This window comes from Rhodoplanes sp. SY1 (assembly GCF_046000175.1).
Taxonomy (GTDB): domain Bacteria; phylum Pseudomonadota; class Alphaproteobacteria; order Rhizobiales; family Xanthobacteraceae; genus Rhodoplanes.
On record NZ_JBEOMB010000007.1, the window covers coordinates 1 to 14,850 of the forward strand.

The 14,850-nt window shown below is 71.5% G+C and carries 10 protein-coding genes; 5 read left to right on the plus strand and 5 right to left on the minus strand.

Going from position 1 to position 14,850, the window contains the following annotated elements; genetic code table 11:
• Positions 1-165: 165 nt before the first annotated feature.
• The gene (locus tag ABTU92_RS02060) at positions 166-2,487 is read right to left on the minus strand and encodes a transglycosylase domain-containing protein (protein ID WP_408087182.1); all 2,322 of its coding nucleotides are present in this window, start codon (positions 2,485-2,487) and stop codon (positions 166-168) included.
• Positions 2,488-3,037: 550 nt separating this feature from the next.
• On the opposite strand from ABTU92_RS02060, the gene ABTU92_RS02065 reads away from it, so the two are divergent.
• Complete coding sequence (locus ABTU92_RS02065) at positions 3,038-3,580, plus strand: hypothetical protein (RefSeq protein ID WP_408087184.1); 543 nt, start codon at positions 3,038-3,040, stop codon at positions 3,578-3,580.
• 142 nt (positions 3,581-3,722) lie between these two features.
• Here ABTU92_RS02065 and ABTU92_RS02070 read toward each other — a convergent pair whose 3' ends face one another.
• On the minus strand, positions 3,723-4,700 hold the full coding sequence (locus tag ABTU92_RS02070) for a tripartite tricarboxylate transporter substrate binding protein (RefSeq protein WP_408087186.1): 978 nt from the start codon (positions 4,698-4,700) through the stop codon (positions 3,723-3,725).
• Between the two features lie 197 nt (positions 4,701-4,897).
• Positions 4,898-5,920 carry a Bug family tripartite tricarboxylate transporter substrate binding protein gene (locus ABTU92_RS02075; RefSeq protein WP_408087188.1) on the minus strand — a complete coding sequence of 341 codons (1,023 nt, stop codon included), beginning with the start codon at positions 5,918-5,920 and terminating at the stop codon, positions 4,898-4,900.
• A gap of 437 nt (positions 5,921-6,357) precedes the next feature.
• Between ABTU92_RS02075 and ABTU92_RS02080 the strand changes: the two genes are divergently transcribed.
• The 4 genes from ABTU92_RS02080 (at position 6,358) to ABTU92_RS02095 (ending at position 13,043) form a co-directional block, all read left to right on the plus strand.
• A complete protein-coding gene (locus tag ABTU92_RS02080) occupies positions 6,358-7,164 on the plus strand; it encodes a hypothetical protein (RefSeq protein ID WP_408087190.1) in 807 nt (268 codons plus the stop codon).
• On the plus strand, positions 7,161-9,314 hold the full coding sequence (locus ABTU92_RS02085; protein WP_408087192.1) for a hypothetical protein: 2,154 nt from the start codon (positions 7,161-7,163) through the stop codon (positions 9,312-9,314). The genes ABTU92_RS02080 and ABTU92_RS02085 overlap by 4 nt, the downstream gene beginning before the upstream one ends.
• The gene (locus ABTU92_RS02090; RefSeq protein ID WP_408087194.1) at positions 9,296-11,167 is read left to right on the plus strand and encodes a DNA translocase FtsK; all 1,872 of its coding nucleotides are present in this window, start codon (positions 9,296-9,298) and stop codon (positions 11,165-11,167) included. Before ABTU92_RS02085 ends, ABTU92_RS02090 begins: the two co-directional genes overlap by 19 nt.
• Positions 11,168-11,258: 91 nt before the next feature.
• On the plus strand, positions 11,259-13,043 hold the full coding sequence (locus ABTU92_RS02095; RefSeq protein ID WP_408087196.1) for a chloride channel protein: 1,785 nt from the start codon (positions 11,259-11,261) through the stop codon (positions 13,041-13,043).
• Between the two features lie 144 nt (positions 13,044-13,187).
• Here the strand turns inward: ABTU92_RS02095 and ABTU92_RS02100 are convergent, their stop codons facing one another.
• On the minus strand, positions 13,188-13,697 hold the full coding sequence (locus ABTU92_RS02100; RefSeq protein ID WP_378476773.1) for a GNAT family N-acetyltransferase: 510 nt from the start codon (positions 13,695-13,697) through the stop codon (positions 13,188-13,190).
• Between the two features lie 157 nt (positions 13,698-13,854).
• Complete coding sequence (locus ABTU92_RS02105; RefSeq protein ID WP_408087198.1) at positions 13,855-14,835, minus strand: ROK family protein; 981 nt, start codon at positions 14,833-14,835, stop codon at positions 13,855-13,857.
• Positions 14,836-14,850 lie beyond the last annotated feature (15 nt).

The following is a 14,850-nucleotide window of genomic DNA, read 5'->3' on the forward strand; positions in this document are numbered from 1 at the left end:
AAGAGCCGCGCGCCAGCGCGCACAGGCGTTAAAGAACTGCGCGCCAGCGCGCACAGGCGTTAAAGAACTGCGCGCCAGCGCGCACAGGCGTTAAAGAACTGCGGGCCAGCGCGCACAGGCACCGAGTCGCGGGCGCCGAGTCCGCCCCGCACTCCGCTCATCAGTTCAGCGGCCGCCGAGGCGGTCCAGGAACCAGCCGTCTAGACCGGCGGCGGCCGCCGGGCGGAGCGGGCCGCCGACGGCGGAACCGCCCGAGGTGGGGGCCGGCCGCGGCGGCGGGGCGGCGGCGGCGCTGGCGCCCCAGCCGGGCGCCGTGGCGTAGGCCGGCGCCGAAGGCGCGGACGGGGCCGACGACATGGGCCCCGGCGCGACGGCGGCGCCCGGGTTTCCCGCAGCGGCCGGCGTAGATGCCGGCGGCGGCAGCGTCGCCGTGGTGCCGGAGAGGCCGACGAGATCGGCGACCGGCACGCCGTCGTGGGCGCTGCGCATGAACTTCGACCACGCCTCCACGGGCGGGCCGCCGCCCGTCATCTTCTTGGTCGGCGAGTTGTCGTCGTTGCCGAACCACACGGCCGTGACGAGATGCCCGGTAAAGCCGACGAACCAGGCGTCGCGGAAATCCTGGCTGGTGCCGGTCTTGCCGGCGACCGGCCAGCCCGGCACGGCGCTGCCGGCGCCGCGCGCGGTGCCGACCCGCACGGTCTCGCGCATCATCTGATTCATCATCGCCACGGAGGCGGGCTCGATCACCCGGCCCAGCATCGACGACGGGCGGGCGTACAGCACCTTGCCCTTCGGCCCGCGGATCTTCTGCACGACGTGCGGCACCGTGGCGACGCCGCCATTGGCGAACGGCGTGTAGGCGTTGGTGAGCTCCAGCACCGACACCTCCGAGGTGCCGAGCGCCAGCGAGGCGTTGGGTTCGAGCTTGGAGGAGATGCCGAGCCGGTAGGCGGTCTTCGCCACCGCGGTCGGACCGAACTCCATGGTGAGCCGCACCGACACGGTGTTGAGAGAGTGCGCCAGCGCATTGGTCAGCGTGACGGGACCGTGATACTCGCGGCCGTAGTTCTCCGGCTTCCAGCCCTTGATCGCGATCGGCTTGTCGTCGCGCAGCGTGTCGGGCTTGAGGCCGCGCTCGATCGCGGTCAGATAGACGAACGGCTTGAACGCCGAGCCGGGCTGGCGCTTCGCCGCGACGGCGCGGTTGAACTGGCTCTCCTGATAGTTCCGCCCGCCGACCAGCGCCCGCACGCCGCCCTCCGGCGTCATCGCGACGAGCGCGGCCTGACCGACCCCGAACCTCTCGCCGCGCTGGATCAGCGTGTCGATCACGGCGCGCTCGGCGAGAATCTGCAGGGCCGGGTCGATGGTCGTCTCGACGACCAGATCCTCCTCGACGCGGCCGACGATGTCGTTGACCACGTCCATCACCCAGTCGGCGACGTAGCCGGCCGAGCCGCCGCCCGGCTTCACGACGCGCGGCGGATCGGCCATCGCGGCCTTGATGGTCGCGTCCGGCGCCATGCCCTCCTCGGCCATCGCGGCGAGCACGAGCTGGGCGCGGCGCTCGGCGCCGTCGTAGTTGCGGGTCGGCGCGAGCTTCGAGGGCGACTTGACGAGCCCGGCGAGCAGCGCCGCCTCGCCGACCGTCACCTCGCGGGCCGACTTGCCGAAGTAGCGCTGCGCCGCGCCTTCGACCCCATACGCGCCGGAGCCGAAATAGACGCGGTTCAGGTAGAGCTCGAGGATCTCGCGCTTGGAGAACTTCTGCTCCAGCCACAGCGCCAGCATCACCTCCTCGAGCTTGCGCATCAGCGTGCGCTCCGGCCGCAGAAAGAGATTCTTGGCGAGCTGCTGCGTGATCGACGAGCCGCCCTGCGCGATGCCGCGATGCGCGACGTTCGCCCACACGGCGCGGCCGAGCCCGATCAGGTCGATGCCGAAATGCGAGTAGAAGCGCCGGTCCTCGATGGCGATGAAGGCGTTGGGCAGATGCGCCGGCATCTCGCGCAGCGGGATCGCCGAGCCGCCCATGTCGCCGCGGCTCGCCATCAGGGTGCCGTCCATGCCGACGACCTGGACGTTGGGCGGGCGCTTGGGCACCTCGAGCGCGTGGATCGGCGGCAGATGCATCGCCACATAGACGAACAGGCCGCCCGCCGCGATCACGACCCACAGGCCGGCGACCGCCATCCAGTAGACGCCGCGCCCGAGCACCGAGCCCTTCGGGCCGCGGCCCTTGCCGCCCTTCCCCTTGCCGCCGCCCTTGCCGCCTTTGCCCGCCGCGGCCTTGGCGCCACCCGCCTTGCCGCCGCTCTTGCCGTCGCTCTTTTTGGCCGCGCCGCCGCCGGCGCCCCCGCCCTTCCCGGTCGCCTGCGCCATGGCCGGCTCCTCGTCGACATCGAAGGCGTCGATCTCGTCGTCGCGCCGCCGTTTTCCCGAGCGCGGCACCCCCACCTGAGCGTCCTCGTCGACGACGATCACGGGCGCCTTGGATCTTTTGGGTTCGCCTTTCTGCGGCGGCTTCACCGCGGGGGCGCGCGCGGCCGTGCTCTTCGATGCCGCCCCGGCTCCGGCGTCTCGCGTGCTCTTCGGCGGCGCCATGACACTCCCCGGCCGGACCGCCTTTCGGCACCCGGATTTCACCGGCAAGCGCCGGCAACCGACGCCCCCACGACGCCGGCATGTCCCCGCGTGAGCGTAGCGAGCGCGCGCTTAAGTGCGGGTTAAGGCAAGAGGCTCGCGCTCCGGTCGACGCCGGCTGCGGGCCGCCTCGACCCTAAGATTCATGGATAACGAGGAATTACCTCGAACTTTAGCGATCGGCCGTTGTCGCGGCGAGGCAGCTGGCTGACACTCGCCCTGGACGTGAGGGTGCGGCGCGCAACCGCCGTGTCCGGGCCGAACCGGCCATCACGACGACCGGCGTCAGAAGACCGGCAAGCCACACCGTCGACCGCGGCGCCACCGACCGATGCAGCGTCGGAAACGGCACCGTCGAGAAACGGCACCATCGACAGCGAGAGGAACCGAGATGAAGCGTATCGCGTACACGATGCTGATCGCCGGGGCGGCGACCCTGGCGTTTTCGCCCGCGGCCTCGGCGCAGCGGTGGCACGGCCCCGGGATGTATCGGGGCGGCGGCTACGGCGTCGCCGGGCGCACCTGGGTGCGCCCCCCGATGGCGCGCGGCTACGGCGTCTATCGGGCCGGCTGGCGCGGCACCGGCGTCCGCTCCTATGGCTGGCGGGCGGCGGCGTGGCGCGGCTACGGCCCGCGCGCCTATGGCTGGCGGGGCTATGGCTATCGCCCGTGGGCGCCGGCCGCGATCGGCGCCGGCGTCGCCGCGGCGGCCGTCTACGGCGCCACCGCCGGCTATGCGCCCGGGTACGGGTATGGGTACGGGTACGGCGGCGCCGCGCCGGTGGTCTCGTCCGGCTGGGGCACCGGCTGCGGCGCCACCTTCGGCACCGGCTGCGGCTGGTCGGGCTACGCGCCCGTCACCTACGCGGTGCCGGTCGGCTATGGCTGCGGCGGCTGCGGCTACGCCGTCGTCTATCGCCCCGGCTGCTGCTGATCTCGCGACAGGGTGGCGCCGGCGTCACGCCGAGGCGCCCCCTCTCCACCTCTCCCCCGCATGCGGGGGAGAGGGCGGGCTGCGGATCGGCGCGACACCCTGCCCGAACCGCCCGCGGAACGATCCCCGGCGACGCGCCGCCTCACTTCAACTCGATCTTGGCGGCCTTGATCACCGGGCCCCACTTGTCGGCCTCGGCCTTCATGAAGGCGGCGAAATCCTTCGGCGTGGAGCCGACCGCGACCGAGCCGGTCTTCTTCAGATAGGCCTCGACGGTCGGGTCCTTGAGGGCCGCAGCGACGTCCTTCTGGATCTTCTCCACCAGGGCCGGGTCCATGCCCTTGGGCCCGAGCAGGCCCCACCAGACGGCGGTATCGAAGCCGGCGACGCCCGCCTCGGCGACGGTCGGCACGTTCGGCAGGGCCGGCGAGCGCACCCCGGTCGTCACCGCGAGCGCCCGCACGGTGCCGCCCTCGAGCTGCCCGACCACCTCGGCCATCGGGTTGATGCTCATCGGGATCTCGCCGGCGATCACCGACATCAGCGCCGGCGCGCCGCCCTTGTAGGGGATGGCGACGATCTTCACCTTGGCCATGTGGTTGAGGAGCTCGCCGGCGAGATGCGCCGAGGTGCCGATGCCCGACATGCCGTAGGACAGCGCGTCCGGCTTCGCCCGCGCCTGGTCGAGCAGCTCCTTCAGGCTCTTCACCGGGCTCGCCTTCGCCACGTTGATGGTGAGCGGCGAATAGGCGACCTCGGTGATCGGCGTGAAGTCGGCGAAGGTGTCGTAGGGGAGCTTCGGATAGAAGAACTGGTTGAGCGGATGGCCGCTGGCGACCAGCAGCAGCGTGGTGCCGTCGGCGGGCGACTGGATCAGCGCCTGCGAGGCGATGATGCCGCCGGCGCCGGGCCGGTTGTCGACGACGATCTGCTGGCCCCAGGTCTTCGACACCGCCTGGCCGACCGTGCGGGCCAGCACGTCGACGGCGCCGCCCGCCGCATAGGGCACCAGGATGTGCACGGGCTTGGTGGGGAACGACTGGGCCGGCGCGACGGAGGGCGCGGCGGCGACGAGGGGCAGCGCCAGCGCGGCGAGCGCGAGGCGTCTCGTGAAGGTCATCGGCGATCTCCCTGGAGGTCGCGCCGGCTCGGCGGAGGGGCCGCCGCCGGCGCGTCGAAGCGGTTGGCAGCCGGAGGCTGCGCCCGGGGCAGTGATGATGCAAATGGTTCGTTTTGCGCGATTGAGCAATCTTGTGCATCTATCGCCGACCGACGCGCGGCCGGATCGCCGCCGGCCGCCGCCCCGGGCTTGTCGCCTCAGTTCGGGGTGATGTTGGCGGCCTTGATCACCGGCAGCCACTTGTCCATCTCGGCCTTGTGGTAGGCCGTGAAGCCGTCCGGCGTCTGGTGGGCGGCGGGCGGGATCTCCTGGGCGATCTCGGCGTAACGCGCCTTCACCTTGGGATCGGCGAGCGCCTCGCGCACCGCCGCGCCGAGTTTCTCCAGCACCTCCTTGGGCGTCCCCTTCGGCGCCCACATCCCCTGCCAGACCGAGACCTGGAAGCCGGGCAGCCCCGCCTCCTCGGTGGTCGGCAGATCGGGCAGCACGGCGAGGCGGGTCGGCGAGGTCACGGCGTAGGCCTTCACGGTGCCGGCGCGGATCTGCGGCAGCGCGCCCGACGTCTGCTCGATCATGGTGTCGAGATGGCCGGCGACGACGTCCTTGAGGCCGGGCGCCGAGCCGCGATACGGCACGAACTGGAACTTCACCCCGATCTTGTCCTGGAACGTGAGCCCCGAGACGTGGCCGGGCGCACCGACCCCGCCGGTCGCCATGGTCGGACCGGGCTGGCTCTTCAGCCAGGCGATCAGCTCCTTCAGATTGGTCGCGGGCACGTCCTTCTTCGACAGGATGATCTGCGGCCCGGCCGCGAGCTGGGCGACGGGCGCGAAGTCGCCGAACAGGTCGTGATTGAGGTTCGGATAGATGCCGGCGTTGACGACGTAGTGGTTCCAGCCGCCGATGCCGAGCGTGTAGCCGTCGGCCGGCGAGCGGGCGACCCGGCCGGTGCCGATGGTGCCGGACGCCCCGCCGACATTCTCGACCACGACCGTGGCGCCGCCGAGGGCCGCCGCCATGCGCTCCGTCACGATGCGGGCGATGGTGTCGGTCGGCCCGCCGGCGCTGGCGGCGACGATAACCGTGATGGGACGGCTGGGATAGGTTTCGGCGGCGGCATCCTCGACGAGGACGCCCTGCACGACCAGGCCGAGCGCGAGGACGCCTTGCACGAGGACGGCACCGGCCGCGCGAGCGGCCAGGACGAGCACTGATTTCATGTCGCAGACTCCGTGTCGACGGACAAACCGGTGGCGAGCGCGGACGAGGTGGAGAACGAAGGCGACGTCGCGAGCATCAGAAAAGTCGCGAGCGTCGGAAGAGGCGGCGAGCGAAGGCGTGGCGGCGAGCCCGCACCGCGCCCGCGAGGAAGCGCCCGAAGCGTAGCATGCCCACCTGGTATGAAAAGCTGGTCGGAGCGTCGCACGGCCGCGACGTGATCAGATTCGTATTGTGCGGTGCATTCGATGCGATGCGAGAACGGGCGGCGCAAATCGCGCTGCGGAACGTCGCAGCCCGCCAGCCAGGCGGTGCAAGTGCCGGATGGCAGGAGGATGCCGCCCGCCGGCGGACCGAATGGGGCTTTTCTCGCACCGCACACCGACTATGATGCGGGCGATCGCCTCCCCCGATTCATAGCCGGACCGGCCGATACCCCATGGCTTCCCTCGACGACCTTTCGCCGGCCATCGCCGCCGCAGGAGACGCCGGCGTCACGCTCGGCGCGCTGAAGACGAAATTCGTGGGCAGTGCGAAAGGCGGCCGTGCGGAGCGCGAGGCCGCGCTGCGCGAAACGCTCGCGGCGCTGACCCGCGAGGGGGCGATCTGGGGGCCGGTGCGGCACGGCGGCACGCAGTATTATTTCGGCCGCGGCCGCGGGCCGTCGATCGAGACGGCGAGCGCCATCGTGGTGCGGCTGGTGCTGCAGTCGGGCACCAAGCTGGTGTCGAAGCCGGGGCTCGCGAAGAAGGTCACCGGCATGCACCGGCGGTTCTTTCCCGACGCGCTCAAGCACGCGGTGGCGGGCCGGGCGATCGTCGAATTGTCGTGCGGCACGTCGAAATACTATCTGCACCGGGACGTCGCGGCGGAGCGGTTCGGCTTCGATGCGCCGGATGGCACCGACGCCACGGCGGACCGCGGCGCGCCGCAGACCGCACCGGCGCCCGGTCCGGCCCCGCCTGCCGCGCCCGCCCCGACCTTCGAAACCCTCCTCCCGGCCTATCGCCGCATCAAGGCCGAGCAGGGCGGCTTCTCGGCCGTGAAGATCCTGGATCTGGAGACGGCGCTGGGAGCATCGCGTGAAAGCCTGCATGCGCTGCTGCTCGCCGAGGCGAAGGCCGGCCGCGTGTCGCTGCATCCGACCACCTCGGTCGAGCTGCCCGCGGCCGTGATCGCGGCCGGCATCCGGATCGCGGGCTTCTCCGAGCCGTTCGTCACCGTCGTCGTCAAGGACGAGCGATGAGCCGCCGCGTGACCGATATCGCCGTCAACCCGTTCGAGGACGACGTGGTGCGCGAGCCGCGCGACGTGTCGTTCTCGGTGAGGGGGCTCAACGACGCGCCGCTGAGCCGGCTCAATCGCGAATTCTCGGCGCTCGATGGCGGCCCGCCCCCGCGCAAGCCGGCGCGCGCCAAGAAGGCGCAGCTCGTCGTCTCGCCGGACCGCGGCTACGGCAAGTCGCATCTGCTCGGCCGGCTGTTCGGCAAGCTCGGGCGGCGCGCCACCAAGGTGTATCTGCGGCCGTTCCAGGATCCGTTCAAGGCGTGGCACTCGATACTGCTGCTCACCCTGCAGGAGCTGGAGCAGCCGGACGAGGCCCGCCGCGGCGCGCCGCGGCAGATCGAGTCGCTCGCCGTCGGCACCCTCGCCCATGTCGCGGCCGACTTCATCGCCGACCTGCCGAACTACAAGGACGCGGCCGGCGCCGTGGCGTTCCTGCGCAAGCTCGGCGCCGAGGCGACGCTGCCGGACGACAAGACGCGGCCGTGGTTCGAGTGGCTGAGCGGCCGCATCCTCGATCCGCGCGATATCGGCAAGCTGACGACCCGCATGCATCTGCGCGGCATCGATCTCGACGGCCGCGAGCAGGCCTGGCTGATCGTGCTGGCCGCGATCGCGCTCGACGAGCGCGCCGGCGAAGGCCGCCGCACCGCGCTCAAATGGCTGCGCGCCGAGTCGCTGGAGCCGGAGGAGCTCGACTTCCTCGGCCTCTCCGCCGCCGACAACGAGGTGCGGGCCGACGCCACGGCACAGGAGATCAACGACCTCTCGTTCCGCCGCCTGCAGGGGCTGTGCCTGCTGGCTTCTTATTATCGGCCGTTCCTGTTCTGCTTCGACCAGACCGAGTTCTACGCCAGCGATCCGGCGCTGGTGCGCACGCTCGGCAACTGCATCGACCAGCTCTATGTCGATCTGCGCAACCACCTTACCGTGATCACGACCAACCAGGGGAATTGGTTGGCCGAGATATTACCACGGATCGCGCACCCGCAGCGTGATCGACTTTCTCCAGAGATCATGCTCGAGGGTATCAAGATTTCGGGTGCTCGCGAGCTGATCTGCGCGCGCCTATCGGAGTATGATGCCGGCGATGAAGTAATCGAGAGCTTCTTCGCCGACGGCTGGCTGGAATCACTTTTTGATCGTCTGAACGAGATCGGCGTCCGGGACCTGCTGATGCGGGCCGCCGAGCGGTTCCGTGCGCTCGCCGAGCCGGGACCTCCGCCCCCACCTCCACCACTCGACGATCTGTTCCTCCTCCAGGTCAACGACGTGCGCTCCAAGCAGGCGCTGATCGCCTACAGCCCGGATGCGCTGATGTGGTTCGTCAAGGACGTCGGCAAGGGGCAGCCCGGCGTCACGGTGAGCCGGCCGGCGCATCGCCGTTACGTCACGGTCGAGTGGGCGTGGCCGGACCGCTCGGTGTTCTTCGCCTTCGAAGGCGGCGACCACTGGCATCGCTGGGGCAGCATCGCCAAGGAGGCGGTCGATCTCGCCGAGGCGATTCCGGGACGCGCCGTGCGCACCTACGTGTTCCGCACGCCCGACCTGCCCAAGGTGCCGCGCCCGAGCTGGACCGGCACGAACAAGCAGATCGCGGCCGCCGAGCAGAAGGGCTTCGCCATCGTGGCGCTGACGCTCGATCAGGTGTGCGAGCTGCACGCGGCGCGCGAGCTGTACTCGAACGCCCTGCAGGGCAACATCCCGTATAGCGGCGCCGAGACGCTGGCCTTCCTACAGGCGCGCTTCGCTCCACTGTTGAAGAGCCTCGCCGAGCGGCCGCCGTCGTCGCCCGCCGGGTCGCCGCCGCAGCCCGCCGGTAACGGCGCCGCCCCGGCGGCGACATCGAACGAACAAACGCCGGCCGGGCAGCCGGCCGACGGACAGGTGATGGCCGACGGCGCGGCGGCGATCGAGCTCGACCCCAAGCGTCTGCGCCTGGTGCTCGAGACCGTGCGCGAGCAGAAGATCGTCGACATCGCGGCGGTGCTCGGCCGGCTCGGCGACGAGACCTTGCGCGATCCGCTCCTGCGCAGCGTCGAGTTGCATCCGAACCTGAAGGCGCATCCGGGGCCCAAGACGATCTTCCTGCAATGGCGCAACACACCCTGACGGCGAGCGAGCTGACCGCCGCGGTCCTCGACGAGGATTGGCGGGCGCGCTGGCGCGCCGGCGAGAAGCCGTCGACCCGCAGCTTCGCGCCGCCCGGCACGGTTCGGGCGATGAGCCTGCGCTTCCACACCGAGGCCGAGGCGCTGGTGCGCTGGCTGACCGCGCCCGAGAGCATCGCGGCGGCGGCGAAGGCCGACACGGCCGAGGCGCTGGTCGATCATCTGTGGGCGACCTCGCTGCAGGCTCTCACCGACAAGCTGTTCGCCGAGGGCCGCGGCGAGGAGGCGCAGCTGTTCACGGCGCGGCTGCGGAGCTTCTGCACCCGGCTGATCGATCTGCGGCGACGCGCGAAGAGCTTCGAGACCTGGCAGGACGTGTTCGTCGCCGCCGAGCAGGATCTCGCCCGCGTGCCGGTGCGGGTCGGCGACGGCGTCGTCGAAATCCGCGCCCGCGTCGACGCGATCCGCATCCATCCCGGCGGCCATCTCGAGGTCGTCGACTACAAGCTCTCGCAGGGCGACCGGCAGAAGCACGATCTGGTGCAGCTGTCGATCTACGCCCATCTGCTGCCGCTCTGGCGCCCCGGCTGCGCCTTCGCCGGCACGCTCGAATACTATCTTCCGGAGTTCTCCGAGCTGCACGTCACGCGCGACGATCTCGCCGGCATCTTTTCGGACATGGTGGCACCGGTGCTTCGGGAGCTGTTTCCGACCACGCGATCCGCCGCCGAGACGGGGCTGCGGCCCGCACGCGCGGAGACGCCCGCGCAAAAGCGCGATCCCGGCGTCGCGCTGCTCGGCCACCGGGTGATCACCGCGTTCGGCGCGCACAACCTCGGGGTCGAGGTGACGGGCGTCATTCAGGGGCCGCAGCTCGTCCGCATCAAGCTGACGCCGAGGCCGGGCGTGAAGGTCGCCTCGCTCGCCAACCGGGCGGCCGATCTTCAGGTCGCGCTGGCGCTCGCCGAGCCGCCGCTGATCCGCGCCGGCAAGGGTTTCGTCATGCTCGACCTGCCGCGGCCGGAGCCGACGGCATGCCTCCTGCAGGACGCGCTCGCCGGGCCGCTCGCGGCCGCGCTGAAGAGCCCGGTGGCGATCCCGATCGGCATCGGGGTGGAGGGCGAGCCGGTGGTCGCCGACTTCGCCGACCCCAACACCTGCCACGCGCTTGTCGCCGGCTCCACCGGCTCGGGCAAGAGCGAGTGGCTGAAGGCGATGGTCGCGACGCTCGCGTTGCGCAACGCGCCGCAGGCGGTCCGGATCGCGCTGATCGATCCGAAGATCCTCACCTTCGCGGGCGTCGAGGCGAGCCCCTATCTGTGGCGTCCGGTGGCGACCACGCTCGCCGACGCGATGGCGATCCTGCGCGCCGCCATCGCCGAGATGGAGGAGCGCTACCAGCGGCTCAAGCGCGGCGGCTTCGCCAATCTGGCCGAGCGCATCGCCGCCGGCGAGACCGACATCCCGTTCCTGGTGCTGGTGCTCGACGAGTTCGCCGACCTGATCCTGGCCGGCCGCGACGAGAAGAAGGAGTTCGAGGCGCTGGTCGCCCGCATCGCCGGCATGGGGCGGGCCGCCGGCATCCATCTGGTGCTGGCGACGCAGCGCCCCGACAAGACGATCGTCACCGGCCTGGTCAAGGCGAACCTGCCGCTGAAGGTCTGCCTCAAGGTCGCCAATGCCGTGAACGCCCAGATCGTGCTCGACGAGACGGGCGCCGAGAGCCTCTACGGCAAGGGCGACCTCTTGTGCGACCTCGGCAAGGGCCTCGTGCGGGCGCAGGGCCTGTTCATCCCGCAGGCCGCGTTCCTGGCCGCCCTGGCGCCGCCGGCGTGCCGCTCCGGCGGAACCTGACGCACGGGCGGGCGAGCGAGGGCGCGCGCCCCGCCCTGCTTGCCGCTCTCCGCCGGCTTCGCCACAGTACGGCCGCGTCGGCGTGGCCTGCATGAACCGGCGTTCTCCGGCAAGGCATCGCGTGGCCCCCGTCCCTACCGAGTTCGAAGCACCCCACCGGCTGCGATCGCTCGTCCGCTCGCGCGAGACGGCGCTGGTCGTGCTCGGCGCCATGGCCGGGGCCATCGCCGGCCTCGTGGTCACCGTCATGAACGCCGCCGTCGACGGCCTGCACGCCTTCCTGTTCGGCATCCCGGCCGGGACGCGGCTGTCGGCCTCGTGGTCGGTCGATCCGGTCGCGGCGGTCGCGGTGCCGTGCCTCGGCGGGCTCGCCTTCGGCATCGCCTCGGCCTGGCTGGCGACGCGCCGGCCACAGCGCGAGATCGACCCGATCGAGGCCAACGCCCTGCACGGCGGCCGCATGTCGCTGCTGGGCAGCGTCGTCGTCGCGGTCAAGACCGTGTGGTCGAGCGGGGTCGGCGCCTCGGTCGGCCTGGAGGCCGGCTATACCCAGCTCGCGGCCGGCATCGCGTCGCGGCTCGGTATCGCGTTCCGGCTGCGCCGCGGCGACCTGCGGGTGCTGGTCGGCTGCGGGGCCGCGGGCGGCATCGCGGGCGCCTTCCAGGCGCCGCTCGCCGGCGCGTTCTACGCCTTCGAATTGGTGATCGGCACCTACTCGGTCGCCGGCCTCGCGCCGGTCGCGGCCGCCGCCGTGGTCGGCTACGCGGTCGCCGGCGCGCTCTCGCCCGGCCATCTCGGCATCATCACGGTGCCGAGCGGCACGGTCGCCCATCACGATCTCCTGTTCGCCGCCCTGCTCGGCCTCGCCATGGCGGGCCTCGGGATCGCGGTGATGCGATCCGTCGCCGTGGTCGAGGCGTTGTTCGTGCGCTTCGTCAAGCCGGCGCTGCGGCCGTTCCTCGGCGGCCTCGTCGTCGGCTGTCTCGCCCTGATCACGCCGCGGGTGCTGTCGTCCGGGCACGGCGCCCTGCATCTCGTCGGGCTGCTCGACCTGTCGCTGAAGACGATCGCGCTGATCCTCGCGCTGAAGATCGTCGCCTCGGTGGTGTCGCTCGGCGCCGGCTTCCGCGGCGGCCTGTTCTTCGCGTCGCTGCTGATGGGCGCGCTCGCCGGCCAGATCTTCGCCGTCGCGATCGCCACGGTGGCCCCTAGCCTGCAGGTCGACTCGAACATCTGGTCCGTCGTGGCGATGAGCGCGCTCGCCGCCACCGTGATCGGCGGACCGCTGACCATGACGTTCATCGCGCTCGAATCGACCGGCGACCTGTGGCTCACGGTCGCCGTGCTGGTCGCTGTGATCGTCGCCGCCCAGGTGACGCGCGAAACCTTCGGCTACTCCTTCGCGACCTGGCGATTCCATCTGCGCGGCGAGACGATCCGCAGCGCCGCCGATGTCGGCTGGATGCGCGACCTCACCGTCGGTCGGATGATGCGCGAGGCCCGCACCGTGCCGGCCGACACCACGATCGGGGCGTTGCGCCGCGCCTTCCCGCTGGGCTCGACCGGACAGGTGGTGGCGGTCGACGCGAACGACGTCTATGCCGGCCTCGTCTCCGTGCCGGACGCGCATGCGGCCGAGCGCGACGAGGCGGCGCCGGTGCGCAGCCTGCTGCGCTTTTCCGAGGAGATGCTGTCGCGCACCATGACGGCCAAGCAGGCCGCGGCCGTGTTCGACCGCACCGAGGCGGAGGCGCTGGCGGTCGTCGAATCGGAGGAGACCCGCAAGGTCGTCGGCCTGCTCACCGAGGCCTATCTGCTGCGCCGCTACTCGGCCGAGCTCGAGCGCCGCCGCCAGGAGATCATCGGAGAAGGATGACTCTCGGCGACGCGGTGATGCTCGTGTCGCCGATACGGCGAACGCGCCCGCTGGACTCACGAGAGGTTCCCGCAGACGAGAATCAGATCGCGCCGCCGCTGGGCGGAACACCTGCCGACGACGCGGGCCGCCGGCGACGCGGCGTCAGGCCGGCCAGGCGAAGGCGATCTTGTCGAGCGTCTTGGTGCCGAAGGTCTCGGACGAGCGCGCCACCGGGCGGCCACCGAGCGCGCGATAGAAGTCCAGCGCCGGCTCGTTGTCGGACAGCGCCCAGACCACGAGGCTCTTCATGCCGTTCTGCGCGAGGTCGCGCCGCGCCGCGGTGAACAGACGGCGGCCGAAACCGAGGCCCTGAAACTCCGGCCGCATGTAGAGCTCGTAGACCTCGCCCTCGTAGGCGAGGCTGCGGGCGCGGTTGCGGCCGTAGTTGGAGTAGCCCGCGATCTGATCGCCGAAGCAGAACAGCGAGACGCGGCTGCCCTTGCGGATGGCGCCGTCCCACCAGGCCGGGCCGCGCCGCTGCACCAGCTTTTCCAGCTCGGCGCCCGGGATGATGCCGCGATAGGCGGTCCGCCAAGCCTCGTCGTGGGCCGCTGCGACCGACGTCGCATCGGAGACCTTGGCACGGCGAATCTCGATCAGAACGGTGCTCATGGCCTCGATTAGAACCAACGCGCCGACCTGCATCAAGAGGGCGCAGATACGTATTCTTCACCGTATTCGCGACTGTGGCCCCATGGACACATGCGGGTCGTCCCGGCCACGCCTGCCGCAGTGGCCCGCCGAAGCGGGGGTTTCGCGCGGGTCGCGATCAGGCCGGCGCGGTGCGCGCGGCGTTTCGGCGAGCGAGATGGGCCGCATGCGCCGCGCAGCCGAGCAGGCCCGGCTCGCTGCAGGTGACGAGCGCGGTCGGGATCGCCTCCAGCATCGGCCGCATCGGCGGATGCGCCTCGAAGGCGGCCCGAAACGCCGCGCCGTCGATCAGGTCCCCGAGCTTCTGGGCGACGCCGCCGCCGACATAGAGGCCGCCCGTCGACTTGAAGCCGAGCGCGACGTCGCCGGCGAAGCGGCCGAGCAGGCGCACGAACAACGCGACCGTCGCGCGCGCCGCCGGATCTCCGCGCTCCGCCGCCGCGTCGATGCCGGCCGCATCGATCATCGCGCCGTCGTGTGCCGGCGAGTCCGGATGCAGCGCCGCGTGGAGCCGCGCGAGACCGGCGCCCGAGATCACGGTCTCGGCCGACACCGTCTCGACGGTCGCGGCGATCCGCTGGAACACCGGCCATTCGTCGGGCGCCGCAGGACCGAACGACATGTGGCCGGCCTCGCTCGCCACCGCCGTGTAGCCGCCGGCCTCCTCCGGCACCAGCGCGGCGACGCCGAGCCCGGTGCCGGGGCCGAGCACCGCGAGCGGCCCGTCGCGCCCCGGCAGCGCGGCCCCGAGCGGCCGCAGATCGTCGCGCCCGAAGGTCGGCAGCGCCCAGGCGAAGGCCTCGAAATCGTTGATGGCGCACGCCCAGCGGAAGCCGAAGCGCGCCTCGATGCGATCGAGGTCGAGCACCCAGTCGCGGTTGGTGAGGGCGATCCTGCGGCCCCGCACGGGCCCGGCGACGGCGAGCACGGCGGCCTGCGGGGCGAGACCGGACGCGGCGAGATAGTCCGCGATCGCGTCGTCGAGCGTCGCGACGCGATCGTTGGCGAAGCTGTGGACCCGCTCGGGCCGGCCCTCCGGGCCGGTCACGGCGAGTCGCGTGTTGGTGCCGCCGATGTCGGCGATCAGGCTCGTGATCATGCAGGCGGATTCCAC